At 48.8% G+C, this 26,103-nt stretch carries 23 protein-coding genes; 18 read left to right on the top strand and 5 right to left on the bottom strand.

Annotated features, from left to right (window positions below; genetic code table 11):
* Positions 1 to 3: 3 nt before the first annotated feature.
* Genes gspF through KO518_RS00870 form a run of 9 tightly spaced genes read left to right on the top strand, consistent with a single transcriptional unit; the run spans position 4 to position 6,809 of the window.
* A complete protein-coding gene (gene gspF / locus KO518_RS00910; protein WP_216023928.1) occupies positions 4 to 1,224 on the top strand; it encodes a type II secretion system inner membrane protein GspF in 1,221 nt (406 codons plus the stop codon).
* The gene (gene gspG, locus KO518_RS00905; RefSeq protein WP_216023927.1) at positions 1,224 to 1,658 is read left to right on the top strand and encodes a type II secretion system major pseudopilin GspG; all 435 of its coding nucleotides are present in this window, start codon (positions 1,224 to 1,226) and stop codon (positions 1,656 to 1,658) included. The genes gspF and gspG overlap by 1 nt, the downstream gene beginning before the upstream one ends.
* 12 nt (positions 1,659 to 1,670) lie before the next feature.
* The gene (gspH, locus tag KO518_RS00900) at positions 1,671 to 2,309 is read left to right on the top strand and encodes a type II secretion system minor pseudopilin GspH (protein WP_216023926.1); all 639 of its coding nucleotides are present in this window, start codon (positions 1,671 to 1,673) and stop codon (positions 2,307 to 2,309) included.
* Positions 2,306 to 2,773, top strand: a complete 468-nt coding sequence (gspI, locus tag KO518_RS00895) for a type II secretion system minor pseudopilin GspI (protein WP_371742207.1) — start codon at positions 2,306 to 2,308, stop codon at positions 2,771 to 2,773. The genes gspH and gspI overlap by 4 nt, the downstream gene beginning before the upstream one ends.
* Positions 2,770 to 3,402 carry a type II secretion system minor pseudopilin GspJ gene (gspJ, locus tag KO518_RS00890; protein WP_216023925.1) on the top strand — a complete coding sequence of 211 codons (633 nt, stop codon included), beginning with the start codon at positions 2,770 to 2,772 and terminating at the stop codon, positions 3,400 to 3,402. The genes gspI and gspJ overlap by 4 nt, the downstream gene beginning before the upstream one ends.
* Entirely contained in the window at positions 3,399 to 4,388 is a 990-nt protein-coding gene (gspK, locus tag KO518_RS00885) for a type II secretion system minor pseudopilin GspK (RefSeq protein ID WP_216023924.1), read from the top strand. Before gspJ ends, gspK begins: the two co-directional genes overlap by 4 nt.
* Positions 4,388 to 5,581 (top strand): type II secretion system protein GspL, encoded by a 1,194-nt coding sequence (gene gspL / locus KO518_RS00880; RefSeq protein ID WP_216023923.1) that lies wholly within the window; start codon positions 4,388 to 4,390, stop codon positions 5,579 to 5,581. Before gspK ends, gspL begins: the two co-directional genes overlap by 1 nt.
* 2 nt (positions 5,582 to 5,583) lie before the next feature.
* Complete coding sequence (gspM, locus tag KO518_RS00875; RefSeq protein ID WP_216023922.1) at positions 5,584 to 6,054, top strand: type II secretion system protein GspM; 471 nt, start codon at positions 5,584 to 5,586, stop codon at positions 6,052 to 6,054.
* On the top strand, positions 6,054 to 6,809 hold the full coding sequence (locus KO518_RS00870) for a type II secretion system protein N (protein WP_216023921.1): 756 nt from the start codon (positions 6,054 to 6,056) through the stop codon (positions 6,807 to 6,809). The genes gspM and KO518_RS00870 overlap by 1 nt, the downstream gene beginning before the upstream one ends.
* A 48-nt stretch (positions 6,810 to 6,857) precedes the next feature.
* Here KO518_RS00870 and KO518_RS00865 read toward each other — a convergent pair whose 3' ends face one another.
* Positions 6,858 to 8,234 (bottom strand): NAD-dependent succinate-semialdehyde dehydrogenase, encoded by a 1,377-nt coding sequence (locus KO518_RS00865; protein WP_216023920.1) that lies wholly within the window; start codon positions 8,232 to 8,234, stop codon positions 6,858 to 6,860.
* Between the two features lie 595 nt (positions 8,235 to 8,829).
* On the opposite strand from KO518_RS00865, the gene KO518_RS00860 reads away from it, so the two are divergent.
* From KO518_RS00860 to KO518_RS00840, 5 genes are all read left to right on the top strand, one after another.
* Positions 8,830 to 11,040, top strand: coding sequence for a TonB-dependent siderophore receptor (locus tag KO518_RS00860; RefSeq protein ID WP_216023919.1), 2,211 nt, complete (start codon positions 8,830 to 8,832; stop codon positions 11,038 to 11,040).
* A 250-nt stretch (positions 11,041 to 11,290) separates the two neighbouring features.
* Complete coding sequence (locus KO518_RS00855) at positions 11,291 to 13,699, top strand: TonB-dependent siderophore receptor (RefSeq protein WP_216023918.1); 2,409 nt, start codon at positions 11,291 to 11,293, stop codon at positions 13,697 to 13,699.
* Between the two features lie 91 nt (positions 13,700 to 13,790).
* On the top strand, positions 13,791 to 15,101 hold the full coding sequence (locus KO518_RS00850; protein ID WP_216023917.1) for an aminotransferase class V-fold PLP-dependent enzyme: 1,311 nt from the start codon (positions 13,791 to 13,793) through the stop codon (positions 15,099 to 15,101).
* Positions 15,085 to 15,645 carry an RNA polymerase sigma factor gene (locus KO518_RS00845; protein ID WP_216023916.1) on the top strand — a complete coding sequence of 187 codons (561 nt, stop codon included), beginning with the start codon at positions 15,085 to 15,087 and terminating at the stop codon, positions 15,643 to 15,645. The genes KO518_RS00850 and KO518_RS00845 overlap by 17 nt, the downstream gene beginning before the upstream one ends.
* Positions 15,632 to 16,624: a FecR domain-containing protein gene (locus KO518_RS00840; protein ID WP_216023915.1), complete on the top strand. Its 993-nt coding sequence runs from the start codon at positions 15,632 to 15,634 to the stop codon at positions 16,622 to 16,624. Before KO518_RS00845 ends, KO518_RS00840 begins: the two co-directional genes overlap by 14 nt.
* On the opposite strand, the gene yjjX is transcribed toward KO518_RS00840, so the two are convergent.
* Complete coding sequence (gene yjjX / locus KO518_RS00835; protein WP_216023914.1) at positions 16,593 to 17,141, bottom strand: inosine/xanthosine triphosphatase; 549 nt, start codon at positions 17,139 to 17,141, stop codon at positions 16,593 to 16,595. The two genes, KO518_RS00840 and yjjX, sit on opposite strands and share 32 nt — an antisense overlap.
* On the bottom strand, positions 17,138 to 17,827 hold the full coding sequence (gene yrfG, locus KO518_RS00830; protein ID WP_216024384.1) for a GMP/IMP nucleotidase: 690 nt from the start codon (positions 17,825 to 17,827) through the stop codon (positions 17,138 to 17,140). The genes yjjX and yrfG overlap by 4 nt, the downstream gene beginning before the upstream one ends.
* A gap of 70 nt (positions 17,828 to 17,897) precedes the next feature.
* Between yrfG and nudE the strand changes: the two genes are divergently transcribed.
* The 4 genes from nudE to KO518_RS00810 all read left to right on the top strand — a co-directional run bounded on the left by nudE (position 17,898) and on the right by KO518_RS00810 (position 22,034).
* Complete coding sequence (nudE, locus tag KO518_RS00825; protein WP_216023913.1) at positions 17,898 to 18,473, top strand: ADP compounds hydrolase NudE; 576 nt, start codon at positions 17,898 to 17,900, stop codon at positions 18,471 to 18,473.
* On the top strand, positions 18,466 to 19,302 hold the full coding sequence (gene cysQ, locus KO518_RS00820; RefSeq protein ID WP_216023912.1) for a 3'(2'),5'-bisphosphate nucleotidase CysQ: 837 nt from the start codon (positions 18,466 to 18,468) through the stop codon (positions 19,300 to 19,302). The genes nudE and cysQ overlap by 8 nt, the downstream gene beginning before the upstream one ends.
* Complete coding sequence (locus tag KO518_RS00815; protein WP_216023911.1) at positions 19,302 to 19,871, top strand: YceI family protein; 570 nt, start codon at positions 19,302 to 19,304, stop codon at positions 19,869 to 19,871. The genes cysQ and KO518_RS00815 overlap by 1 nt, the downstream gene beginning before the upstream one ends.
* 276 nt (positions 19,872 to 20,147) lie before the next feature.
* Positions 20,148 to 22,034 (top strand): hypothetical protein, encoded by a 1,887-nt coding sequence (locus KO518_RS00810; protein WP_216023910.1) that lies wholly within the window; start codon positions 20,148 to 20,150, stop codon positions 22,032 to 22,034.
* A 46-nt stretch (positions 22,035 to 22,080) separates the two neighbouring features.
* Here the strand turns inward: KO518_RS00810 and mdoH are convergent, their stop codons facing one another.
* Complete coding sequence (gene mdoH, locus KO518_RS00805; protein ID WP_252735711.1) at positions 22,081 to 24,087, bottom strand: glucans biosynthesis glucosyltransferase MdoH; 2,007 nt, start codon at positions 24,085 to 24,087, stop codon at positions 22,081 to 22,083.
* The gene (locus KO518_RS00800) at positions 24,071 to 25,708 is read right to left on the bottom strand and encodes a glucan biosynthesis protein (protein WP_252735709.1); all 1,638 of its coding nucleotides are present in this window, start codon (positions 25,706 to 25,708) and stop codon (positions 24,071 to 24,073) included. The genes mdoH and KO518_RS00800 overlap by 17 nt, the downstream gene beginning before the upstream one ends.
* Positions 25,709 to 26,103: the final 395 nt, after the last annotated feature.

Genomic DNA, 26,103 nt, shown 5'->3' with positions numbered 1-26,103 from the left:
CCCATGGCTGCGTTTTCTTACAAGGCGATCAACAACAGTGGCCGCAACAAGCAAGGCGTACTGGAAGGCGACAATGCTCGCCAGGTACGCCAGCAACTACGCGAAAAAGGCCTGATCCCCCTCGAAGTTGAGGTTGTGGCTGAAAAAGCCAGTAGTCAATCTTCGGGTTTTCGCCTTTTTAAACCGCGCATTTCTGCCTCTGATCTCGCCCTGCTCACCCGCCAACTCGCCACCTTGGTAGAGTCGGCACTTCCCATTGAAGAAGCCTTATTAGCCGTTGCTGAGCAAAGTGAAAAACCCCGCCACAAAAATATGATGATGGCGGTGCGCAGCAAGGTCGTAGAAGGCCACGGCCTGGCAGATTCCATGGCCCAGTTCCCCAGTGTCTTTGATGACTTATACCGGGCAATGGTAGCGGCAGGAGAAAGATCCGGACACCTCGATGTTGTGTTAAACAGACTTGCCGATTACACAGAGCGACGTCAGCAAACCCGCAGCCAGATAACGCAAGCATTGGTATATCCCGTTATCATGTTGTTTTTTGCAGTGGGTGTCATTTCACTGTTGCTCACCATGGTTGTTCCCAAAATTGTGGGGCAGTTTGATCACATGGGGCAGGCCATACCCACGATCACGCAAATTCTCATTAGCGTGAGCGAATGGCTACAAGATTTCGGCTTACTGTTATTGGGCGTACTAGTGTTATCAGTAGTGGTGTTTAACCGGGTTGTCCAAAAACCAGCCATGAAGCTGAAATACCACCAACTTATTCTGCGTATGCCGGTAGTGGGAAAAGTCAGTAAGAGTCTCAATACCGCACGTTTTGCCCGAACTCTCAGTATTCTGACGTCCAGTGCTGTTCCACTGCTGGAAGCCATGCGTATCTCTGCTGAAGTATTGCAAAACCAACATATTAAGAACCAAATCGTCGATGCTGCTGTCAATGTAAAAGAAGGGAGCAGTTTACGGGCCGCGTTAGATAAAACGCGGGTATTTCCCCCCATGATGATGCACATGATAGCCTCTGGTGAAAAATCAGGCGAACTACAACAAATGCTGGGACGTGCGGCAGACAATCAGGATCGCGAATTTGAAGCTCAGGTAAACATTGCTTTAAAGATCTTTGAGCCTGCGCTTATCCTTGTCATGGCGGTTGTGGTGCTGTTTATTGTCATGGCCATTCTTCAACCCATATTAGCAATGAATAAACTGGTGAATATCTAATGAAAACGATGAAACGCAATGGTGGCTTCACCCTGTTGGAAATTATGGTGGTACTGGTGATCATTGGCATTATTGCCTCCATGATCTTACCCAACGTAATCGGCAACCAGGAAACCGCAGAGCTGAAAAAAGCAGCTGTGGATATTCAAAACCTGGAAGGTGCTGTAGCTATGTACCGCATGCAGGCAAAACGCTATCCCACCACAGAACAGGGGCTAGAAGCACTGGTAGAAATGCCGACGATTGACCCCATCCCGAAAACTTATCAAAAAGGCGGCTATATTCAGCGCCTGCCCGAAGACCCTTGGGGTAATCCATATCAGTTCTTAAGCCCTGGTGAAATGGGAGACTATGACATATTCTCCAACGGACCTGATGGCTTACCCGGCACCGAAGATGACATCGGTACCTGGAACCTCAACGAATACCTGTAACACAGTACGCATATGAGTGGCCCGGCGACGATATCCCACCCAACTTCAGTACGCGGTTTCACCTTGCTGGAGATACTGTTGGTGATCACCATCATGGGGTTGGCGGCCGGCTATGTTGTGTTAAATTTTTTTGGCGTCGACCAGGGTGAACAACTAAAAAAGGAAGGTCAACGGCTTCAGGTGCTTATCGACATGGCCAGCGACTATGCCGTGCTTAATCAGAAGCAAATGGGCATTCGTTTTGAGCCACTTGAACAAGCCTACTATTTCGTTTTCCTCAATGAAGACGATAGATGGGAAAAGATCAGCGATGAAAAACTGTACGCCGAACACACCCTGGACGAGCCCTTCCGTTTCGAGCTCAATCTCGACGATTTGCCCTGGGATATGGACGACCAGCTTTTCGACCGAGATATATTCGATGAGAACTTTAGTTTGGATGATGCCAACACGGAAATTGGCAATGAAGAAGAGAAAAAACTGCCGCCCCCCCAAGTGTTGATCATGTCTAGCGGAGAAATTACGCCGTTCACCCTCACTCTGTCTTACGAGCCCGATTTCAGCACCGATGACCCCGTGTACTTTCAGCTGCAAAACCAGGACGTCCCCCCGCTTCTGTTAGACGGCCCCTTGGAGCAACCGCCAGAATGATGCCGTTATCGCGCCAACAACGAGGTATGACACTACTGGAAGTAATGGCTGCTCTGGCGATATTTGCCCTGGCCGGCACCGCAGTAATGAAAGCGGCATCGGAACACCTCAATAGTGTGAGCCGGGTCGAGGAAACCACTTTTGCCACCTGGGTAGCCAATAACCGCTTAAACCACATCAAACTCACCGCTAACTGGCCACCTAAAAACAACGTCCGTGGAACCGCGGAAATGGCCGACCGTACGTGGTATTGGCAACAGGTTGTCAAAAAAACCACCGATGACGATCTGCGTGCGGTGGAAATAAGCGTAGGAACCGATGATCAATATGAGTACTTTGACGCGTCGGTGGTCACTTACCTTGCCCGTCCTGCTGCACTGCCACAAAACGACACCGGGTCATCCTCTGAAAATACCGACAATATCAATAGCAACGATGACAACAGCGATGAGGGCACACCGTGAAACAGCGTGGCTTTACTCTCGTGGAAATTATGGTGGCAGTGTCCATTTTCGCCTTTATCAGTGTTGCCTCGATGGCGGTACTGACCACAGTGCTGGACAGTGATGCCATTTCATCTGAACACTTTGATAAATTTCAACGACTGCAGCGCGCCGTAGTCACTATCGAACGCGATTTACAACAGGCCGTGCCCCGCCCGGTTCGCATTGATGGCCAAACTAACCCTATCGTAATGCGAGGGGGAGAACGGAATGAGAGCGACAACGAAAGCCTGGCTTTTGTGCGAAGTGGCTGGCAAAACCCACAGATGATGTTGCCAAGAAGCACTTTACAAGCTGTGGCCTATCGCGTACAGGACGGCAATCTTGAACGATTACACACCAATTTCGTTGACAATGTGATTGGAACTGAGCCAAAAGTCCGCGTGCTGCTGGAAGGTATTGAGCAATTTAAAGTTGAATTTATTGCTGATATTGAAGACGAGACAAATTCCATAACAAACAGCGACGAGCTCAACTGGCGTGAGAGCTACGTAGGCGCGGTATTGCCTAAGGCCGTTGCCATTGAATTTATAACCAAGGACTTTGGTTTAATTCGTCGTGAATTCACCTTAAACGGGGCCATGCTATGAATGGCGGAATACATCGTCAACAAGGCATTGCGTTGATCATCGTTCTCATGGTCGTTGCCCTTGCGGTGATCATTGCAACTGACATGGGCACGCGACTTCAATTGCAAATTCAACGAACGGCAAACCTCAAGGATAACAACCAGGCATATTGGTATGCCATGGGGGCAGAAGCCTTTGCAAAAAAATCTATCAAAACACTGTTTGACGAAACCGGAGATAAAATTGTCATCACCCAGCCCTGGTCTCAGGAGTTTACCTACCCTCTGGACAACGGTGGTATTCGAGCCCAACTGGAAGATGCCCAAAGTTGTTTTAACCTCAATGCACTGGCAGAAGGCGATACAAACCGAGAGCAGGGCTCTCAAGTGTCAGAAACCATGGATGCGTTCGGAAAGATGTTAGAAGTCTCCAGCGAAAACATCGACAACTTCAGCGCAGAAACCGCCCGGGACAGCTTAGCCGACTGGCTGGACAGCGATAGTCGCATGCGCCCTTATGGCGCAGAAGACAGTGAGTACGAAAGTCGTCAATTCCCGTATCTGGCCGCTAATGCGCTCATGAGTAACCAGTCTGAATTGCGACTGATCAATGGCATCAGCCCTGCGTGGATCAACGATATTCTCCCCCTGGTTTGCGTTATTCCCGAAGAGACTGCGCTGGCTATCAACGTTAACACTCTGACCGAAGAACGTGCAGCCATACTGGCTGGCATGACAGGTATGACACTTTCCGACGCCAGGAATCTGATCAACAGTCGTCCGAATGACGGCTGGGACAGCATCAACGATTTTCTGGGTGAACCAGCCATCGCAGCGCTGGATTTAAATGACACTCAACGCAATTGGTTTACCATAACAACGAAGTATTTTATGTTGCACACGAAGACATCGTACAATAAAGCAACGTTCACACTGAGCACATTGTTTAAGGCTCAGGGCGGCGAAAATGTACAGATAATACGCCGCGAATTCGGAGGAATAAGGTAATGGAACAGCTCATTGTCAGGCTGGGGTCGCAACACGACGCCCCGATTCAGTGGCTGGTATGGTCCACCAGTGAGCAGGAAATCATTGCATCGGGCGAGCTGCCCGATGCATCCCAGCTTATAACTCTTAAAGAACGGGCCGGACAAAGACCCATCATTGCTCTGGCGCCAGGCAGTGATATTCTGCTGAAATGGGTAACCTTACCCCCGAGAGCGGGCCGCAAAGTACTCACTGCTATTCCTTATATGCTGGAAGATGAGTTAGCCCAGGACATCAGCACCCAATTTTTTGCACTAGGTCCCCGCAAGGGCGACCAACAAGCTGTGGCTGTGGTCGCCAGAGAAAAAATTGAGCAATGGCAACACTGGTTAAACGATGCTGATCTCTTCTGTGACAAACTCGTGCCAGATGTATTAGCAGTGCCTCACAACGAGGCTGGTTGGTCTGTACTTTCCATTGGCGACAGCCTGCTTGTTCGCGAAGATGAATGGCAAGGCTTACAGGGTGAGACGGCGTGGCTTCTCCCAGCCTTTACCCATATACTGCGTCAAAGTGAAACCCCGGTGAAGGTTCACAACTACGCGGGTATTGACCTCAGCCACCTGCCAAATGTGGAAATCGAAGACGCCGAACTGGCGCTGCCCATGCACGTGCTGGCAAACGGCGCTATTAACAGCACCACTAATCTTTATCAGGGCGAATACCGCATTAAACGCAAACAGTCTGGTCACTGGCATCAATGGCGGGTAGCTGCGATACTGGCAGCCATTGTCCTGGTCACCAGTTTGGTGGACAAAAGCGTGACCCTGTTCCAGCTCAAGCAAGAAAATGCCCGTCTTCAGAGCCAGATAGACACGGCGGTAAAACGGGGGTTCCCCAACCTGGGAAGTTACCGCGATTTACGCCTTAAAATACGCAGCGAAATTTCACGACTGGATCAGGGTGGAAGCAGCCGTTCTATGCTCGCAATGATGGATGCATTATCGAGTGCGTTTTCGGTGTCACAGGTCAAAGCGCAGACACTGCGCTTTGATGCCGAGCGCGCTGAAATCCGCATGCAGGCACAGGGCAAAACCTTTGAATCGTTGGAGCAGTTCCGTCGCCAGGCCGAGAACATGGGTTTTGAGGTAGAGCAGGGCGCAATTAATAACCGCGACGATACCGTGATCGGTACTGTGGCTATTCGGGGTTGACGATGACATTAAAAGAAAAATATTACACGCTGAGTGAAAGGGAGCAGCGGCTGGTGTTAATCACTGCAGCCGTTGTCGCCATCGCCATCTTCTACTGGGGAATATGGCAACCTCTTACCAGTGGTGTAGAAAAAGAGCAGGCTCACAACGACGCTCAACAATCGTTGTTGTTGTGGGTTCAGGAACAAGGCAGCCGCGCTCAACAGCTGCGCCGAAGCGGAAATATTCAAACCTTTTCGGGTTCCTTACCCCAAGCGGTAAACAATACGTCAGCACGGCACAATATTGCTATTGCCAGAATGCAGCCCCAGAACGAAGAGCTGCAAGTGACCGTTGATGAAGCACCATTTAACGACGTTCTGAACTGGCTAAAAACCATGGAAGAAATGGGGATCCGCATAATTCAGTTGGATATTGCTGAAAGTAATGAACCTGGCATGGTTCGCATTCGTCGATTGCAGTTAGGTAAATAATGAAATCAAAGTTTCTTTGGACACTTCTGGCAATTTTTGCATTCCTGTTCTTCTTGGTGCTATATATGCCTGCCAAGCACTTGCTACAAAGCCAATCATTGCCCAAAGGGGTAAACCTCTATGGCATCAGCGGTACTGTGTGGGAAGGCAAGGCACAGGCTGTCGTGGTAAATGGTATACCGGTAACAAATGTGGAATGGGAGATTTCAGGGCTGTCTTTGCTTATCGGACGCATTCATGCAGATGTGCATGGTGGCAACCTCAGAGATGCCAATGAAGTTTCGTTTAAAGGAGAAATTACCACTAGTCTATTTTCTCCACAGCAGGTAAATTCTGACGAATTTCTGCTGTTTCTCCCCGTGGACAGGGTGTTGGCAGAGGTTCAGTTACCCGTTCCAGTAAACGCAGGAGGCCGATTCAGAGTGCGTATAGAACAGCTTTCGTTCGGCCCCAATTGCAATGAGTTAATCGGATTTGGCGACTGGTTAAACGCCACTGTTGCCGGTACACAAGGGCCTATAGATTTTGGCAATTACTCGGCGACATTGCGCTGTGAAAATCGCGGGATCGGGATTACCGTGAAAGAGCCCAATAAACTGGGGCTGAGTTTAGATGCCGTACTGGAAGCCGGATTCAATGGGTTTTCTATTAGTGGTAAATTCAAACCTGACCCGTCTTTGCCCGAGGAAGTACATCAGGCAGGAGCCATATTTGGCCGCCCTGGCCCAGACGGATATATTGAATTCTCACTATAAACCAAACGGCCACAGGAGTGGCCGCTTTATTAGCTCTCAAATGACGGGTTATTCAGCGATGTAAATGGTTTTTTCATTGACAAATTCACGCATCCCAAAGCCGCCATGCTCTCGACCATAACCACTGTCCTTAACACCACCAAAGGGCAAGTCAGGTTGAGCGAGTGAGTACCCGTTAATATTTACCATACCAGTGTCAAACTCCTCCCTGGCAAGCCTGATCGCTTTCTCTTTATCCGTTGTGAAAATGCCTCCACCCAGACCATAGCGGGAGTCGTTGGCAATGCGCATGGCATCTGCGTCATCTTTCGCCCGAATAAAAGAAGCGACCGGGCCAAACAACTCATCGTCGTAAGCTGGCATACCCGGTTTAATATCTGCCAAAATAGTGACAGGATAAAACCATCCCGTGGTTTGGGGGACTTCACCGCCTAATAATAACCTGGCGCCATTCTCCACAGATTTCTCGACCTGGTCGTGTAACTTGTCACGCAAATCTTCCCTTGCCATGGGGCCTAAATCCGTATCATCCGCCGCCGGATCACCCACTTTCAAACCTTTAAAGGTTTCAGTGAATTTCGATGTAAACTCATCGTACACCTCGTCCACAATAATGAAGCGTTTTGCAGCGACACAAGTTTCCCCATTATTGACAATACGCCCTTTAACACACGCTTCTACGGCCGTATCGATGTCTGCGTCGGACAACACCACAAAGGCGTCATTGCTGCCCAACTCCAGCACAGTTTTTTTGGCCAGGCTGGCAGCGGTTTCGGCAACAGATTTACCTACCCCGTCACTGCCGGTAAAGGTCACGCCCCGCACTTTATCGTGTTTGATCAGTGCACTGGCAGTTTTCCCTTCGATTAACAAAGACTGATAGACGTTTTTCGGAAAGCCCGCCTGTTCGTACATGGTTTGAATCATTCTCGCCATGCCAAATACGTTTTTAGCATGCTTCATGACAGTGGTATTCCCGGCCATCACGTTGGCAGCACTGTAGCGAATCACCTGATACAGCGGAAAGTTCCACGGTTGAATACCTAATATCACACCAATGGGCTGATACGTAATAATTGCGCTGCCGCCATCGTAAACTCGGTTTTCATCATCCAGCACCGACGCGCCATGCTCTGCTGTATACCGGCATATCGCTGCACAAAGCTCGACTTCCTGATACCCTTGAGCCGCAACCTTTCCCATTTCTTTCACCATCATATCGACGATGTCGTCGGCTTTGGATTCCATTAATTCGGCCAGCGTATTGAGCAGCGCCGCACGATTTTCAAATGACGTTTTTTTCCAACTCAAAAAAGCGTGATGGGCATTGTCGACAGCTTCATTGGCTTCTGCTTCCGTCATGAGCGTATAGTCGGCAAGGCATTGTTCAGTTGCAGGATTGATCGTTTGTACTTTGTCAGACATCTTCTTACTCCTGATTTCATTGTGGACAGAAGACGTAGCAATACTGAGACCAAAACATAAATGTGATTCTGATCAGCCAGTTAATATATAAAGAGGGAAGATGAATAGCGCTAACGCAGCGATTTACTGACCATAATCTTCATGGTGTGAAAAAGAATTTCACGGTGTAAGTTACATTTCACTTGAAGTTTACCCGGGCTGTATACGGTTATCGTTGGCGTCTTTTTCACCAAGCTTGTCTCGGCAAAATGTCACAAAAAATTCGCCAATAAGATGAACTGAATCTTTTACCATACCTGATGAAGTTAACTTACCGACGAATTGTGTGTTGTTCCGCCAGATTCTGTTTCTCAGTTGCATTAGCTTTTCTGTGTGTTCGCAGGAGCCCCTGTCGTGGCCAGCTGCCGACATTACTGTGACGCTGGAGCAAATTTCATCCCTCAGGCAAGTTAATATTCTCTACAACGCTGAGACGTTGACTTCGTTCCACCACCCGGAGGTTAACAATAACAAAGATACTGAATCTCTGCTTAGACAGCTCCTCCAGGCATCGTCGCTAGCTGTGAGTAAAGTTGCGGAACGAACATTTGTGATAATGCCAACAACGCGCGAAATAGTTTCTGAGCCAGAACCGACACCACATCCAATAATGGATGAGGTTATCGCAACGGGCACCCGACTCGGTAACGTAACTGTTCACAATGCACTGTCACCGGTAGATGTTATCCGTTCACCTATGAATATGGCCTCTGTGGACTTGCTGGATGGCCTGGCCCTGCAACTTCCCAGTTATACTGCATTCAGACTCCCACTTAGCGACGGACAAATTTTCAATCGTCGATATAGTCTACGTGGGCTAAATTCTGATCACACTCTTGTGCTCGTCAACGGAAAGCGCAGACATCGCTCAGCGTTTATCGAAACCGCCAATGGGCAACCCACAGATTTGTCTCACATCCCCCTGTACGCCATAAAACGAATAGAAGTGCTAAGGGACGGCGCTTCTGCAATGTATGGCTCTGATGCCATCGCCGGCGTTATAAACGTTATTTTGGACGAATCCACTGGCACCTCCTTTCAATATCAAACCGGACAGTATTACGAAGGAGACGGCACGTCACATCACCTCCAGTTTCGTCACGGCTGGCAAGCCATGGAAAACCTAAAACTATCCGTGGTACTCGCGGGCTATAAAGATGCCCCTACATCGCGCTCCGTGCAGCCTGCAGATGCGGTTGCATTCCAGCATGCCCACCCTGAAATAAACTTGGCTAACCCCGTGCAACGTTGGGGTCAACCGGCCAGAAAAGGCCTGCAGTCCGCATTGACCGGACGCCTGAAAACAAGCGAGCACAGCGAGTGGTATAGCTTTGTCACGCTATCCAGCTCTGAAGGCGAATCTGATTTCAACTGGCGCAACCCTGACACCAATATTATTTTTACCGACGTACCAGCGTTTCCTGACTATCAGCTGACTCAACGATATCCTGCCGGTTTTACCCCACGTTTTGGTCAACAAGAAACTGATCTTTCAATAACTATTGGGAAGAAACACGTCTCGCCTTCTGACGTTCATTTAGATATCAGTAGCACAGCAGGGAAAAATGAAATTGCATATTTTATCGACAATACGGTTAACGCCTCTCTTGGACCCGCCAGCCCAACTTCCTTTGCACCTGGTAAACTCGTTCAACGTGAGTGGACCGCTGACATTGACTATCGCTATCCACTTTCCGGCAACGCATACTGGCAATACGCGTCACTGGCCATGGGCATGGTATCGCGGATCGAAGACTATCAGGTCACAGCCGGTGATACTGCGTCTTGGCAGGTTGGGCCAGGCGCCATTTACGGCCTGCCAGCGGGCGCTAATGGATTTCCCGGCTATTCAGATGCTCAAGCTGGCCGATTTTCCCAACAGAGTCTTGCAGCATATGCAGATCTCAACATCCACTGGCCTCACACTATCGTAACTGGTGCCGCAATCCGAGTCGAACACAACTCCGACTACAATAATATTGTACGAGGTAAATTGTCGATAGGTTACCAAGGAGCTGGAAGCTGGACGTTTCGGGCTAACCTGACAAATGGATTCCGCGCACCCAGCGCAGGACAACGCTCCGTTGAACGCACATCACAAAGTCTCAACGCAGAGTTTGACAGGGTTAACACCAGTGGCAGATTTTCACCGAAAAGTGCGCTGGCAGAGATATTATCTCAGCGGGCAGACGTCTCAATTAACCCTCTTCGCCCAGAAACATCCACGACCCTGAGTGCTGGTGTGGGGTATAGATTTGGCCGCCTGACTTCAATCAATGCAGATTACTATCGCATTATTGTGTCCGACCGTTTTGGTACCTCTCCTGCATTCGAACTAAGCATGGACGAGCAAGCACTTGCATCTGCAAAAATGAAAAATCTCGACTACCCAATTAATTCGGCCACCTTTTTTCAAAACTTGAATAACACCGTTTCTGATGGTCTGGACATAGTAGCCAGACACGCATTTTACACGGCGGTGGGCAAAGTCAGTGTACAGGGTGCATTCAATATCAATCACACCTCGGTATCACATCAAGGCTCCGTCACTACCCCAGCACAAACCAGATTGCAAGAGTACGGTCAACCCAAAACCAAGGGGCGTCTATCAGTACACTGGCAACTCGACAAGCTGGAAAGTGTATTGACCTGGCGCTATATCGGTAGCTGGCAAGACCAGGTCAGCCCCAACGAAGAGAGCTTTCAAACCTTTTCCGCACTGCACCTCTTTGATGCGTCCGTCACCTGGTTTCCAAGCCCGCAATAATCCCTGAGCCTGGGTATCGAAAACCTGTTTGACAGCTATCCTGACAGAGCGACATTACAAGCGAATCGCGGCCTGAAGTATTCCAGAAACGCTCCTTATGATACTGATGGTGGGGCTTATTACCTCAGAAGCGAGTTTACTTTCTGACCCCATTTTTATGAAGGTTTTGTGAAACCTTCACATCGTTGCGCAGATTCATTGAACAGGGACGTCTAGGGTATTGAACACATTACTCAACCTGGGACACCTCATGAAAACGACTTTTATTCGATCGGCTTGCGCCGTTGCCATTGCATCGCAACTGATGCCCACTTCCGGCTTTGCTGAAACCACGGGCGACGCTGTAAAAAGTGTAGAAAGTATCATTGTTACCGGTACACGCCAGTCAAATAGAACCGCGTTCGATTCTATGGCACCAATCGATCTGATATCTGGCGATACCCTCAACGACACCATGTCTGAAGATCTACTCGACAGCATGGCGCAACTTGTGCCGTCGTTTAATGTTAAGCGATTACCAATGGCCGATGGCCAGGTATTCGTGCGCCCGGCGAGTCTGCGAGGCCTGTCGTCAGATCACACGTTAGTCTTGATCAACGGCAAGCGCCTTCACCGTTCAGCGCTGCTGGGCTCGAATGGCGCGCAATCAGCAGATTTAGCAACAATACCTTCCTATGCCATAAAACGGATTGAAGTTCTTCGAGATGGCGCTTCAGCTCAGTATGGTTCTGATGCTATCGCAGGTGTCATCAACATTATCCTCGATGACAGGGAAGGCTACAAAGCATTTACCCAATTCTCCCAGTACTACGAAGGTGATGGCACGGCATATCGAGCAGGAGCGCAAGCTGGCTGGCATTTGGACAACCGCGGCTATCTCACACTTTCTGCTGAGTACTATGATGCAGATCGCACAGCAAGATCCCGTCAACGACCTGATGCAATTGCCTATCAAGATGCACACCCTGAAATAACGCTTCGAAATCCGGTTCAGGATTGGGGTCAGCCAGAGCGTCAAGCTGTTCGTTTTGCCTTTAACAGTCAGTACGACATCTCAGACACAAGTGCCATTTATTTTTATGGTACCTATAATGATGGCGAAGGGCTGTCAGATTTTAACTGGCGAAATCCGGAATCTGGTGTATTTAACCAAAGCACTGCTTACCCGGATTTCGATTTACTTGCTATTTATCCGGCGGGGTTTTCTCCCCAGTTTGGACAGGAAGACACTGATTACAGTCTTTATGCGGGTGTAAAAGGCGGTATCGGTGATATTAGCTGGGACCTGTCGGCCAGCGCCGGGGGAAATGAGATAGACTACTTCTTGTCCAATACGATTAATGCATCGCTGGGATCGACCAGCCCGACTGCATTTTACGCTGGCTCACTTAGCCAGGACGAGACTACAATCAATGCGGACGGTGTATATGTCCTGTCGTCCAATGTCACCAGCGGCGACATTAACATAGCATTTGGCGCGGAGTACCGTGAAGAGACGTATAAGGTGTCTACTGGGGATGAAGCATCTTATACCGTTGGTCCAGCCGCTTCGGAAGGCTTGCCATCTGGCTCAAACGGTTTTTTTGGTTTTAGTCCTGCACAGGCTGGTGAATTCGATCAAGACAGCTACGCCATCTACCTGGATATTGAATCGGAATTAACCGACGCCCTAACCTTGGGCATCGCAGGTCGATATGAGGACTTTTCGGTATTTGGGAGCAGTACAAACGGTAAAATTTCTGCGCGCTACGCCGTAACTGAAAATATCGCTTTGCGCTCGACATACTCTACTGGTTTCCGGGCGCCAACGCCGGGCCAGCTTTTCAGTGAACGCGTATCTCAGGGCCTGGATACCAATACGTTAGAAGTGTTCACCCGTGGTCGCTATAGCCCGGAAGGTCCCATTGCCGAAATAATAAACCAACGCGCTGACGCAAATATTTCTTCTCTGACCCCAGAGCAATCAGACAACGTGTCTGTAGGCGTCACTTACCAGGGAGAAAAAGGACTAACGGCATCTCTGGATTTCTACCGGGTAGAAATTGAAGACCGCTTCGGCACATCATCCACTTACTCTCTGACAGCAGATGAACGCAACGCGCTGATTAACCTTGGTGTTACCGGTGCAGAAAGTATTACCAGCGTGAATTTCTATCAAAACGATTTTGATACGAAAACCACGGGGCTGGACGCTGTTGTGAGTCAACGTTGGCAAGTGTCATCGGGAGAAGTTAGTCTTGTTGCAGCATACAACTACAACAAAACAGAAGTACTCAGCGGAAACGTAGCACAAAACGAAACACAGCGAACCCTGTTTGAAGATCGTCTACCCAAACACACCGCCAATGTCAGTGCCACATATCACAGTGGCGACTGGAGCTACCTGGCTCGCGTTCGCTATTACGGGAAATGGACTGACAGTTCTGGTAACAGCGACGGCGATATCTATCAGGACTTTGGTGCAGAAGCTTTTGTAGATGTCGGGGTGAATTATCAGTTTTCAGAAATGGTAAAGGTGAGTGCCAACATCGAAAACTTATTTGATAGCTATCCTGATGAAGCGACGTTTCAAGCTAACCGGGGTCTGATTTATTCCCGAAATGCGCCATACGATACGGACGGTGGAAGTTACTCATTGCGATTAGACGTGGCATTTTAATCTTATCCGTCATTTTACTGAGATATTCAGCATGTAGTCTGGAAGGCTACATGCTGTTGTTTCCATTACGGTTATTAATCAGAGAGTTTCCATGACCCGATTTTCAAGAAGGCAATTTCTCGCCACCACCCTGGCATCAACCTCGTTAGCCACCGCGATGCCGTTTTCGACAATGGCTGACGTAAAATTCCCCGCGCCACACAGCGAGGCCCCCAGGGATATTGCTTCCAATGAAGCTTTTTGGGCAAAGGTGGCAAGTTATTACGAGGTTAAACGGGATATTGTTAATGTAGAAAACGGCAATTGGGGGATCATGGCGTCGCCGGTAATGCAGTCGTATTTTTCTCATACCGCACGGGTCAACCAGGACAATTCATACTATTCCAGAAGAAAATACTGGTCGGAACTGAAGCCAATTTTGCATAGTGTTGCCGCACGACTTGCGGTAAGCCCGGAGGAAATTTGTTTTACCCGTGGAGCAACGGAAGCGCTGCAAAATCTTATTGCTAATTACCGGTTGCTCAAACCGGGAGACGCTGTAATGTATGCGGATGTGGACTACGATGCCATGCAGGCTGCGATGGACGCTAAAGCGCGTACCGCAGGCGCGAAGGCGGTGAAATTTGCCCTTCCACCTGTCACCAACAGTGACGACATAGTGGCGTATTATTCGCACATGTTAACTCAAAACCCCGCCTGTAAGCTCTTATTGCTCACTCATTTAAGTCATCGCAATGGGTTAGTTATTCCCGTGGCTGCCATTGCCAAAATAGCAAAATCCAAAGGGGTGGACGTCATCGTCGACGCAGCTCATTCCTGGGGCCAAATCAACTTGACTGCGTCCGATCTCGAGGCGGATTTTATCGGCTTTAACATGCATAAATGGTATGGCGCACCAATTGGAGTAGGCGTTATGTATGTCAACAGGACGCGTTTGCATGACATCGCTCCCAATATGTCTGCCTCTCCCGAACAAAGCGACTCGATTTGGGGCAGAGTCCACAGTGGAACGAGCAATTTCGCTGCCTTTCTTACCGTGCCTGAAGTACTCCGCTTTCATGACTGGATAGGCGCAGATGCCAAAGAGGTTCGACTGAAATACCTCCGGAACCTCTGGGTAAACGCGATTAGTCACATCAGCGCCATCGACATCCTTACGCCAAACGACCCCCAGTGCTACGGGGGAATAACGGCCTTTCGTTTGCACAACAAAACGTCGTCGGAAGACAATCGCAGAATCGTCAGTTATTTACTCGAAAATCATGGCATTTTTACCGTTCATCGCGATGGTTTGGCCAGTGGTAGTTGTGTGCGCATTACACCGAGTTACTACAATAGTGACAAAGACATGTTAACGGTTGCGAAAGCACTGGAGGAAGCAGCGCGTGCTTTTCGCCTCTGACCTACCCGTTGAACAAAAAAGCACGACACCGGACAAACGCAATGCTGCGCTTACTCAGTTGTATTTGCAGCACGCAGCCACGCTACGTCGCATAGCGTTGGCAAAAGGCGCCTCCGGTGCCGATGCCGACGAGTTGGTACAGGAATTATTCATTCGACTGCAGCGAAATGATAAGTTCGCCACCCTGCGCTGTACAGAAGCTTATCTTCGCACCATGCTAGTCAACCTGATGACAGACAGGTTCAGGCAATCCCTGCGCAGTCCGGATCTGGTTGATATTGATGATGTCGCTCCACCGGTGGCCTCTGCGTACAATGATCCTGAAACCAGACTATCTGAACAAAAGGCGCTGGAATGTATGATCCAGGATTGGTCTGCATTACCTGCGGAGTGCAGACAAGTATTTTTTCTGCACCGAATAGAAAATAAATCCTATGATGTAATAGCTAAAACGTGCGGGCTAACCATTGCCGGTGTAAGAAAGCACTTGCGGGATGCTCTACTGATATTGACAACAAAGCGAATAGAACGTGACAACCAGTAATCGCGAACACGCCCCTTCTCAGCACCAACTCAGTGAGGCTACACTCTGGGTGTTGGCCATTGACGAAAACCCGCAAGAAGCCAATGCAGAAAGTTTTAGGCAATGGCTCAACAGTGATGTTGCGCATCAGCGCGCATTTGAAGAGGTTGCACATACCTTTCTGGTTGCCGGCTCACTCCCCAAAAACCTACTCCCCCTTCCTGAGAAACAGACACACCGACGGTTTCAATGGAAAAAAATGTCTGGCGTTGCCGCGATGGCAGCAGCGGTCGTTATGTGCTTATTCGTTACTATGCCGGAGAAAAACCCAATGGCAATGAATACCGCTAACCGTCTTCAAACCACCATTGGTGATGTTTCTCACGTCTCGCTTCCCGACGGTTCCAACCTTACGCTGGACACAAGCACTCGGGTAGAATGGCAGTTTGAAGGCGAAAAGCGAGCAATTACCCTATTACAGGGCCGGGTTTTCGCCGATGTAAAACCCAATCCGCAAAGACCTTTTTTCGTTTCCCTTGATGAAGGATTTTCATTCACTGCACTTGGCACCGCCTATACCGTAGAAAAACGAGAGCGCCAGTGGACGTTAGAAGTCTATGAAGGCACGGTGGGAATTCAAAGTGCAATGCTGTATCACGCTCCCGTGGAAGCGGGCTGGGGACTAACCTATCAAGGCGGGAAGCTGAAAAAATATCGCCTGAAAACGCCATTAAAAGCAGGTATTCCCGATTGGCAGCACAAGCACATCGTACTTGACCACACGCCCCTTCAGACTGCGATAGACTCCTTTAACCGATACCAGCAAAAAACGATACGTATCGGTGACAATGAACTGGCGCACCTATCCTTATCCGGTACGTTTTCCCTGTCTAACCCGGAGGCGTTTTTAAAAAGTGTCGAAACGCTAACCGGCGCACAAGTATCCCAGGAAGGAGATCAGTGGACAATTAGTCTTCCGCGTACAACTCAGGGTGATTAAACCTTGCCATTGCCAGCAAAATCGCTTGTTCGTAAACACTTTGTCGGGTTGCCAGATGGTTCGTCAAAAGGCCAATGGCGCCGCCTTTTTGTTTTATATTCGTAGTATCGAACATGGCATCCATGACCGGACCAAGCTCACCACCGTCCACAAGCGCTTGATATACCTTACCGGGCAACGGCAGGTTTGCACTTCGACCTACAGACCAAATCCCCCGGTGGTAAATCGCTACATGGGCAAACGTAGCAGGCCCGTCTTCGAACAAGTCAACACCACCTTCAATAGCGATAAACCAATGTCTATGCCGAGCTTCTTCGGAGGCGCCTGCGACACAGGCCTTCACGCGATTAATAGCGCCTTCCCGTGTTTCACTCCCATTCATAGGCTGATCCGGCACACCGCTAGGTACGTCTTGCCCTACCACTTTCAGGACAGCGCCTTGTAAAGATTGTTCTAACGCTACTTTAGCTGCATTCATTTTTACCGGGTTTTTCGACCCGACAACACAAACCGTCATGACGTCCTCTTCACTGGGTGAGACACAATTTCGTTCACCATCGTTCGGTAATCACTTACCGCGGGAAAATCATCTATGTCCCGATGGGGTAGCTGGCTATCAGGGTTATTCACTGCGAGTAAGTGCCCAATGCCGAATTTTTGTGCGGCGTGTAAAATGGGAAGGCTGTCGTCGACAAACAGTGTTCTGTGAGGCTCGAAGCCCAATTTTTCCTGCAACTGATGCCACAGGGATTGAGATTCTTTTGTGACCCCGAATTCGTGGGTAGAGATAAGGGTATCTATGTGCGCATCAAGTTGCGTGTGTTCAACTTTCAAAGACAAACTGTCGGGGTGGGCATTCGTCACTAATACAACCTGTCTGCCGCTGTCGTGCAATGCATCCAAAAAGGGCAGGGTATCAGGCCGCATGGAAATAAGGTGTTCCACTTCCCGTTTTGCCGCCATGATGTCCATGTCTAGTTGTTCTGCCCAGTAATCAAGGCAATACCACTGTATCTGACCAAATACCCGCTGATAGTGTGCCATCATGGTAGATTTCACTTCATCCACCGGCTGCATCGTCCGTTCGGCGATTTTTTTCGGCAAGTGTTCGATCCAAAAGTGATTATCGAAGCGGAGATCGAGTAAGGTTCCATCCATATCGAGCAGAACCGTATCTATTTCGTCCCAAGGCAGAAATGGCAAGCGATTTTCCTTCAAATACATTAAGCTTAAGTATTGATAGTAATCATAGCGAAAGTTGTAACGGATAAACATGAGTAAAATAGATTCCGCCAAAACATTACCTCAAATCCGGCACCGAGAAATAGTTGCCCGTAGCCGGCTTTTCAAGGTTGAGCGGCTGGATCTCACGTTTTCCAATGGCGAAGAACGCCAGTTCGAAAGAATGGCGGGGGGCAACCGGGGCGCAGTAATGATTGTGCCCATGCTTGATGACGACACTATGGTACTCATTCGCGAATATGCAGCTGGCACCCACGACTATCAACTTGGGTTTCCCAAAGGACTCATCGACCCCGGCGAGACCCCAATTGAAGCGGCCAACCGTGAACTGCAGGAAGAAGCTGGCTACGCAGCCAGTGAATTGCACGTCATTCACACCGTTAGTATGGCGCCTACGTTTTTTAATGCACAAATGACAATTGTTGTAGCCAGGAATTTATTTCCAAAATCTCTTGAAGGTGACGAACCTGAGCCTTTGGAAGTAATTAACTGGCCACTGTGCCAGGCCGATGAACTCCTCGGCCGGAAAGACTTTACCGAAGCTCGCTGTATTGCCGCCCTATTTCTGGCTCAGAAGTGGTTAAAGGAGCACAAATCTCATGCCTGATGACACCCCCGAAGTACTATTGGCATTGGCCAAAGAAGTGGCTGTAGAAGCTGGCGAAGCGGTCCTTTCTGTTTATGACAAAGGCGATTTTGACGCCTACACCAAAGACGATGATTCGCCCGTAACCAGTGCAGATTACCTTGCCAACGATATTATTAATCAACGGTTGCTTGCCGCCACCCCCGATATTCCCATTCTTTCTGAAGAAAACAAACATGCGAACCTGGCGGAGCGCAGCGAATGGACGCGCTACTGGCTGATTGACCCCATCGATGGCACACAGGAGTTTATTGCCCGCAGTGGCGATTTCGCCGTCAACATTGCGCTAATTGAAAACAACGAGCCGGTCATCGGTGTGATATTCTGGCCTCCGGGTCAGTCGCTGTATTACGCCAGTAAAGGCAAAGGCGCATTCAAGTCCTGTCCCGATGAAGAGAAACAAATCCATGTCAGGCGTCTGGACGACCCTCACGACAGTGTGGTAATGATTGCGATTAGCCGTCGCCAGTCAAGAGATAAAGTGTTTTCGCGAATGTCTGCCAAGCGGGTGTATCAAACCCTTCCGCTGGGCAGTTGCTCGTTAAAATCGTGTTTTATCGCCGAAGGCAAAGCAGACGTATTTATGCGTCTGGGCGTAACTGGAGAGTGGGATACCGGCGCATCTCAATGCATTGTTTCTGAAGCCGGTGGCAGTATTCTTGCTGCTAATTTTGAGCCACTTACTTACAACCAGCGTAATACGCTGGAAAACCCCGACTTTATCGTGTTGGGAGACCAACGGGTTCCCTGGCAGGATATTGTTCAGTATGAAAAAGGAGCGAAGGAATAATGATTAAACGCGCGTTGTTGGCCTTGTCTGCCTGTGTTGCACTGCCGGTATCGGCAGCCTGGACATTGGATACTGATGCTTCCAGTCTCAATTTCCTTACCACTAAAAATGCCCAGGTGACCGAAGTTCACAGCTTTGACCGCCTCCAGGGCAATGTATCAGATGAGGGCAAACTCACCGTCACCGTACCACTTAGTAGCGTAAATACCAATATTGATATTCGTGATACACGAATGCAGGAAATGCTATTTGAAACAAGTAGTTACCCTAACGCCACTTTTTCTGCAACCGTACCAGACGAGCTGATATCAATGGCCGCAGGTCAAAGTAAAACGACATCGGTGGAAGGTGAGATTAACCTGCACGGTGTAACAGCACCGGCCACATTCCAGGTAGTAGTAAATAAACTGAATGACAACACCCTTACCGTAGCGACGACGGCCCCAACGGTAATAAGCGCATCATCGTTCAAACTCGAAGGCGGCGTAAAAGCACTTCAGGATGTGGCCAAACTAAACAGTATCACCCTGGCCGTTCCCGTAACATTTTCCGTTGCGTTTACCCAATAAAAATAGCATTGCATTACGAGTGTTATGGAAGCGCAGCCAGGCTGCGTTTTTTTATGTCAAGCACCCGGCAACCGTCAAAATGATGGGCTGTGACAATAGCGTTGTCACGATTTTTCAGCGTAATAACAAACAGATAAACCGATACTCAGTAAAACATTATTGTTTCTACAGCAGTAGCGGCATACACTAACAAACCTGTTCTTGTGAGCAGAAAAACCCTGCAAAGGGTATGTTCTCCGTGCATTTACCCGAGATGTTGTTAAAAGGACTTTCAATATGGCATACGATTTTGGCTCCCAAACGTTAGGCATAAAAAACCCCTTTAAAACCGAAGGAAAACTTCGTTCTGTCACCGGCGCAGTATTGATTATCGGTGGTGTCATTCCCCTTCTCATGGTTGCGGGCGCCTTAAAAGCAAATCCGGTGTACGCTTACGCCTATGCCATTCTCGGTTTTGTGTTGCTGGCCGCAGGCTGCCGGCATTTGGGTGTGGGGATTTTCCAGTTATTTCGCTATTTTGTCGGTCGTTCTGTGCCCACGTCACTGGCATACAACCGCTCCCGCTCGGAACACGATGCAGCTCAGGCTGAACAGCGCGTGGTGCTATACGACGACAAGCAGCTTCACGCCATGCTGATGGGGCGAAAAAACGCGACCTTTCTCGAGCCCCTTGGCTGGATTGCCAGACTGTTACATTCCGTTTTTCCCAAGTTGACATTCTTACCTCATCCGTTGCGAAACCTGGCGCAGGAAATGGGCAGCCTTGCGATTAGCTTCACCGCAGCGCTGATATCGTTTCTCATTGTCACATTCATTGTGTCCACTGGTCTTGCCGGTGAAAAAGCGCAACTCTTGGCTATGCCTGTACTGTCACTGGCGCTACTAATTTACTTACTCAAGTTGTGGTTCTCTGCTGGCACTGCCATTAGCAGTCGCAAAAATACTCAGCTGCAAAAAGCCTCTGGAGTGTCAGTCCCCTTACTCATTGCACTGTCTATTCTAATACCCGTTGTGGTGGGGTTTGGGCTGGATTCAGTCATCCCTATGTCGACGGAAGAACTGGCAGCCACAATTGAAAAGTACGGTGTTTTCAGTGCATGGAAAAACCTGGCCATTCTCGGCTTTACCATGGTTCTGGTAGTGGCGGGGGTATTACCCGGACTGCTTTCGAGAATGCATGGCGTAACTCCGCAAACTGAGGTCAGCGAATACCGGGAAAACCTCCAGGAATCCGTTCATCCAAATGAAATATTTATCAACCTTGAGAACATTGTGCTGGCAAATCGCCGGTATAAAGAAATTCCCAACCGCATTTATCGGGAGCTGGATCCGAAACTCAAGGAGCAAACTGATGGCAAGGGCAGTTTCGACGGCGAGTTACTAATTGAAACCCAACCGCGACTCGCTCAGGAAAAAGGCAGCGAAATAAAAACTGCGCAAAAAATACTTCCTTCCATCTTAGCCCAGGCCTGCGTACTTTTGGGTTACCTGTTTTTAAGTTTACTCGTACTGGAAGTAGCCGATGCCATCAGTTTAGTAAGAGATGCTACGTTGCGCTTCACCGGCGGCAACCTGTCCGAAGCGCACATTATTGCGCTGTTTAGTATTATCAGCAGTGCGTTAATGTACTGCTTTGCCTGGATGGCTTTTAGTGCAGCGGGCAACATTCTCAACAACGCTTCACACTTGTTTTGGGGAGAAATGAAGTTTGAATCTATGTTGATGTACGTGAAGGCAGAAGGCACGTTTAACGAGTCTAAATTCTCCACGGGCATGTCAATTCACGACTCAACCCGTTCGGAAAATGTATTGGTAAAAAGTTCTATTACGCCATGGATCATTACAACCAGAATTTACAGTTCGATTTTCGCGACCAGTGGTGTCAATAACCTGGAAACCCCACGGTTTCTTATGGGCATGACAAAAAACGATGATGAATTAAAAGGCATTGTGGGTGAGATAAAGGACTTTCTCAAAAAGCGCGAATCTATCGCATCTATTACCAATGAAGCTGACTTACAAAGCGCCAGCGTTATCCATCAAGTAAACCAGCAAACCCGCGCCCACAGTAGTGACGCAAATCAGGGTAAAATTACCCTGAAAGAAGATGAAGATGCAGCGGGCTATTTGCGCAACAATTCTGGCGAAGAACCCAACGCATAAGCTGTTAAAGTACGCCTACCGACGGGTAGGCGTACTCATGTTAAGCTCAAGCGGCGTGCCGGGCTTTGGCTTGCTGTTCAATGGCCGCGATCACATCGCCAGTTGACGGCCGTTTAGGCAACGGGGGCGCCTTGAGATCCTGCACAACCATTGCCTGAGGCACTTCTTCTGCCAAAGTGGGAATGTCTACTGTCGAGTCGTCCAGTTCGTCCATATCGAACGTTGCCATTTGCTTGCGCACGTAAACCAGAACCGGCGACTCGCGAAGCTCTTCCTGAATAACGAAAATACCCGCCCGTCTACACAGCTGACCAAAATCCGGACTGCTGGAAAGCCTGATGATAGGGGCGGCACACACCATGCCCGTCAGTACGGGCAATAACCACAAAAACAGCGACGGTGTGTAGTAAAAGGTTGTGCCAGCCCACACCAATGCCAGTACCGTCATCGTCATGGACTTTGATATCGCCACACGCCAAGGCACCATTCTGCCCTCGCGGGTTTGCGCTTCCCATTTAACCTGGTGACCTATAAAAACACTGAGCACAAAGTAGCTGTGATAAAACATCATCACAGGAGCAATGAGAATCGCCATAAACAATTCTGCTACACCGCCAAACAGCAAACGAAAAAAACCGCCAAAGTCTTTGCGTCTTTGAACCATAGCAAGAATGAGCCCCAGCAATTTGGGCATAAAAAGCAGGGCTATAGTGCCCCACAAGGTGGCTATCATTAAGCCCTCCTTGGCAATTTGCCAATCGGGAAACAACTGATGGGCAGACGTGAAATACACCGGATCGACTAACGCTTTGACCAATGCATCAGCGGTGCCTGCCATTAGCATGACGAACAGCAGCAGCGACGATATGTAGGCAAATGCCCCGAACAAAAAGTGCAGTCGGTTTGTGGTTTTTAAGCCATTAATGTTAAGTAATCCAAGATGCTGAATATTGCCCTGCACCCAGCGTCTGTCGCGAATAGCATAATCGACCAAATTGCCCGGCACCTCTTCATAGGAGCCATCTGTATCAGTAATCAAATAGCATTCCCAGCCAGCCCGACGGAGTAGAGCGGCCTCAACAAAATCGTGGCTAAGCACGTCACCACCAAAGGGGGCTCGCCCCTTTAATGTGGGCAAGCCGCAATGCTGCATAAAAGGGGCTACACGAATAATCGCATTGTGACCCCAATAGTTAGCACTGTCTGTCTGCCAGAATGACAACCCCGTGGCCAGCATAGGACTGTACAAATGAGCAGCAAATTGCACAAAACGTCCGAAGAAGGTGTCCTGGCGCACAGGCATTGGGATGGTTTGAATCATCGCAGCCTCGGTATTCGCTTCAAGGCGGCGGGTTAAATCCAGTATACGCTCAGCCGACATCACACTATCAGCATCAAGTACCAGCATAGATTCGTACTGACTACCCCAGCGCTCACAGAAATCGGTAATGTTGCCGACTTTCCGTCCCCAATTGTCTTCTCGACGACGATAGAAAGTGGCAGGTGCTGTCCCACCTAAGCGTTGCTGCAGGCGTTTCCACGCGCGCAACTCTGCGGAGGCTTTCTGTTCATCCTGTGTATCACTGAGCATATAAAAGTCGTAGTGTTCTGCCGCATCAGTCTTCATCACCTCTCTGACACAGGCTTCAAAGCCAACCATAATGTGTTTGGTGTCTTCGTTGTACACTGGCATAACGATGGCATGTCGTTGACGTACCGGCAACGCACTATCACCTTCGGTGATTTCCCGTTTTAACGACAAGGGGTCGATGCGAAAAACCTTGAGCAAAAAGCCAATAACTGCCGTCCAAAAAGACATAGTAAGCCAGAGAAATAACACCATGCTCAGGCCCAACTGAATCATTTCAAGTTCGGTAAATCGATTGGGTCGGAATATTTCAAATAAACTGTATCCAGCCAGGGCTGTAGATATCAACACCAGACACGCCATGAGTGAGAGTCGCCAGGCCTTGCCGGTTACACGCAGTACATAAGGCTTTGCCCGGACCCCGTCATTGATCACTGTTTGCGTTTGTTCATTGCAGCGGCGCATACACATAGCTCCATATTTCGCTCATTTGCGTTTCGTTTTGGTTTAAGAACATTCGCATGTCCACCACGGCGTCTGAGTCTGGTATCACCAAAAACGTCACCCGAATCTCCTGCGCGCCATTGACTGCATATACTCTGGCCTGCTCCACACGACCATTGGTTGCATCCAGGATCAGATCTACATCGTCGGGGGTAAGCTCCATGCCCTTGGGTACGGCAAAGTCGACAACAAAGCGCCGTACGTTTCGCTCTTCAGTGGTTTCGAAACCTGGCAACTGGCTTATACCCTGACGTGTTCTGACCACCGTCGCCACTCCATAACGCATGGGCTTCTCTTCTACTGTTTTCACTTCGTATTCAAAATAGCGACTTTCACCAGCCAAAAAGGGCTTATCAGGCACCCAATACGCTACGATGTTGTCATGTACTTCTGCGTCTGTGGGTATTTCAACAATCTCCAATTTACCTTTGTTAAAACCCTGCGCTGGCGTTACCCATAAACTGGGACGTAGATGATAATTCGCTTCCGCATCGAGATAGTGTTGAAATTCCGTGTCGCGCTGCAGCATGCCGAACCCTTGGGGACTGTCATCACTTAACGATGTTATTTGTAATCTGGAGGGGTTGGTTAGTGGGCGCCACAATATTTCACCCGCGCTGTTTAACAACATCACACCGTCGCTGTCGTGAACTTCAGGGCGATAATCATCATGACGCTTTTGCGAGTTTTCACCATAGAGAAACATACTTGTGAAAGGCGCTACACCCAACTTGTCAACGTCATCCCTAGCGAACAACCAACTCTTTACCTGCATAGTAGTATCATTTCCGGGCATGATCTCGAAACTGTAAGCCCCTGACACTGAGGGACTTTCCAGGCGAGCATAGATTTTTATAGGCTGACCTTCCCTCGGTTCAATTATCCAAAACCTGGTAAAATGTGGAAATTCTTCTCCCTCAGGCATAGCCGTGTTTAGTGCAAGCCCCCGTGCAGAAATACCATATACCTGATCCTTTCCCACCAAACGAAAATAAGATGCGCCGAGAAACACGGCAAACTCGTCTTTATATTCGCTGTTTTTTATCGGGTAATGAATGCGAAACCCCGCATAGCCAGATTGAGCATCAGTAAGGCCTGCCAAAGCTTCTGCGTTCTTTTCATAAATGAATTTAGCGCTGTCGAAGGCCAGTGATTTCTCGCTGTTGTCCGGTGCTACCGTAACTACGGTGACAGGCTGTTGATATAAAAATCCCGGATGAAAAAACTGAACTTCATAGTCGTTCTGTTTATGCCAAAGCGCTTGCTCCGGATTGAAGCGAATTTGTCGATACGTCTCATAATCCATTTCTTTCAATTCTGCGGCCAGGTCGTGATCGTTTACTTCATAGGCCCGCTGTGCGTTAGTTTGCGCAGCTTCAATAATACGATTCAAAATGGGTTTGCCTGATGGCAGGTTGTTTTTATTCACTTCATCGGCAAGGCTTAGCGTGCTAAAGCCAATGCACATACAATATATAATGGCGCGTAGTACGGCCGGACTAATGGAAAATATCGTACTAAATGAGGTAATGAACGGTAATTTAAAATCCGTGTTTGTCGCTAACTGATTTCGCGGCAACATAATTCCTGGCTCCGATTAACAATCACGTGTTGGATCCTCAGACAGGATCGCGTTTTAGACTTTAGTCGTGTTTTTGCAAAAGGCGATCCATATTTACTTCCCGTAAACTTTTCCATTAACTCAATACATTACAAGTACTTGCATACATCGCAATAGATAGATACATCTACCCTATTGGAAAAAATTACAGGCTGTTGGGAAAAGACGTCGCAGTGTTGCTCAGCGCAGACATCCAGGTAGAGATGCACGCAAGGTAAAACCTATTTACATAGGGTAGTGGCCTTAAGACTTACATTAACCCCTTTCGAAAACAGGTTTAAAAGCATAAATATCATATAGATACATATAAAATAGCGTCTTCAAGGAAGGATGGGCAGACTTTGAAGGTAGCAGCT

It is taken from the genome of Aestuariibacter sp. A3R04 (genome assembly GCF_018860805.1).
Taxonomy (GTDB): Bacteria; Pseudomonadota; Gammaproteobacteria; order Enterobacterales; family Alteromonadaceae; genus Alteromonas.
The sequence above is the reverse complement of the archived record's forward strand: the minus strand, read 5'-3'. Positions and strand labels throughout refer to the sequence as shown.

Excerpts from the sequence above, each read along its gene's own strand:
- gspF (WP_216023928.1), top strand. The coding sequence starts at position 4 with ATGGCTGCGTTTTCTTACAAGGCGATCAACAACAGTGGCCGCAACAAG.
- gspG (WP_216023927.1), top strand. The coding sequence starts at position 1,224 with ATGAAAACGATGAAACGCAATGGTGGCTTCACCCTGTTGGAAATTATG.
- gspH (WP_216023926.1), top strand. The coding sequence starts at position 1,671 with ATGAGTGGCCCGGCGACGATATCCCACCCAACTTCAGTACGCGGTTTC.
- gspI (WP_371742207.1), top strand. The coding sequence starts at position 2,306 with ATGATGCCGTTATCGCGCCAACAACGAGGTATGACACTACTGGAAGTA.
- gspK (WP_216023924.1), top strand. The coding sequence starts at position 3,399 with ATGAATGGCGGAATACATCGTCAACAAGGCATTGCGTTGATCATCGTT.
- gspL (WP_216023923.1), top strand. The coding sequence starts at position 4,388 with ATGGAACAGCTCATTGTCAGGCTGGGGTCGCAACACGACGCCCCGATT.
- gspM (WP_216023922.1), top strand. The coding sequence starts at position 5,584 with ATGACATTAAAAGAAAAATATTACACGCTGAGTGAAAGGGAGCAGCGG.
- KO518_RS00870 (WP_216023921.1), top strand. The coding sequence starts at position 6,054 with ATGAAATCAAAGTTTCTTTGGACACTTCTGGCAATTTTTGCATTCCTG.
- KO518_RS00865 (WP_216023920.1), bottom strand. The coding sequence starts at position 8,234 with ATGTCTGACAAAGTACAAACGATCAATCCTGCAACTGAACAATGCCTT.
- KO518_RS00860 (WP_216023919.1), top strand. The coding sequence starts at position 8,830 with ATGCCAACAACGCGCGAAATAGTTTCTGAGCCAGAACCGACACCACAT.
- KO518_RS00855 (WP_216023918.1), top strand. The coding sequence starts at position 11,291 with ATGAAAACGACTTTTATTCGATCGGCTTGCGCCGTTGCCATTGCATCG.
- KO518_RS00850 (WP_216023917.1), top strand. The coding sequence starts at position 13,791 with ATGACCCGATTTTCAAGAAGGCAATTTCTCGCCACCACCCTGGCATCA.
- yjjX (WP_216023914.1), bottom strand. The coding sequence starts at position 17,141 with ATGACGGTTTGTGTTGTCGGGTCGAAAAACCCGGTAAAAATGAATGCA.
- nudE (WP_216023913.1), top strand. The coding sequence starts at position 17,898 with ATGAGTAAAATAGATTCCGCCAAAACATTACCTCAAATCCGGCACCGA.
- cysQ (WP_216023912.1), top strand. The coding sequence starts at position 18,466 with ATGCCTGATGACACCCCCGAAGTACTATTGGCATTGGCCAAAGAAGTG.
- KO518_RS00815 (WP_216023911.1), top strand. The coding sequence starts at position 19,302 with ATGATTAAACGCGCGTTGTTGGCCTTGTCTGCCTGTGTTGCACTGCCG.
- KO518_RS00810 (WP_216023910.1), top strand. The coding sequence starts at position 20,148 with ATGGCATACGATTTTGGCTCCCAAACGTTAGGCATAAAAAACCCCTTT.
- mdoH (WP_252735711.1), bottom strand. The coding sequence starts at position 24,087 with ATGCGCCGCTGCAATGAACAAACGCAAACAGTGATCAATGACGGGGTC.
- KO518_RS00800 (WP_252735709.1), bottom strand. The coding sequence starts at position 25,708 with ATGTTGCCGCGAAATCAGTTAGCGACAAACACGGATTTTAAATTACCG.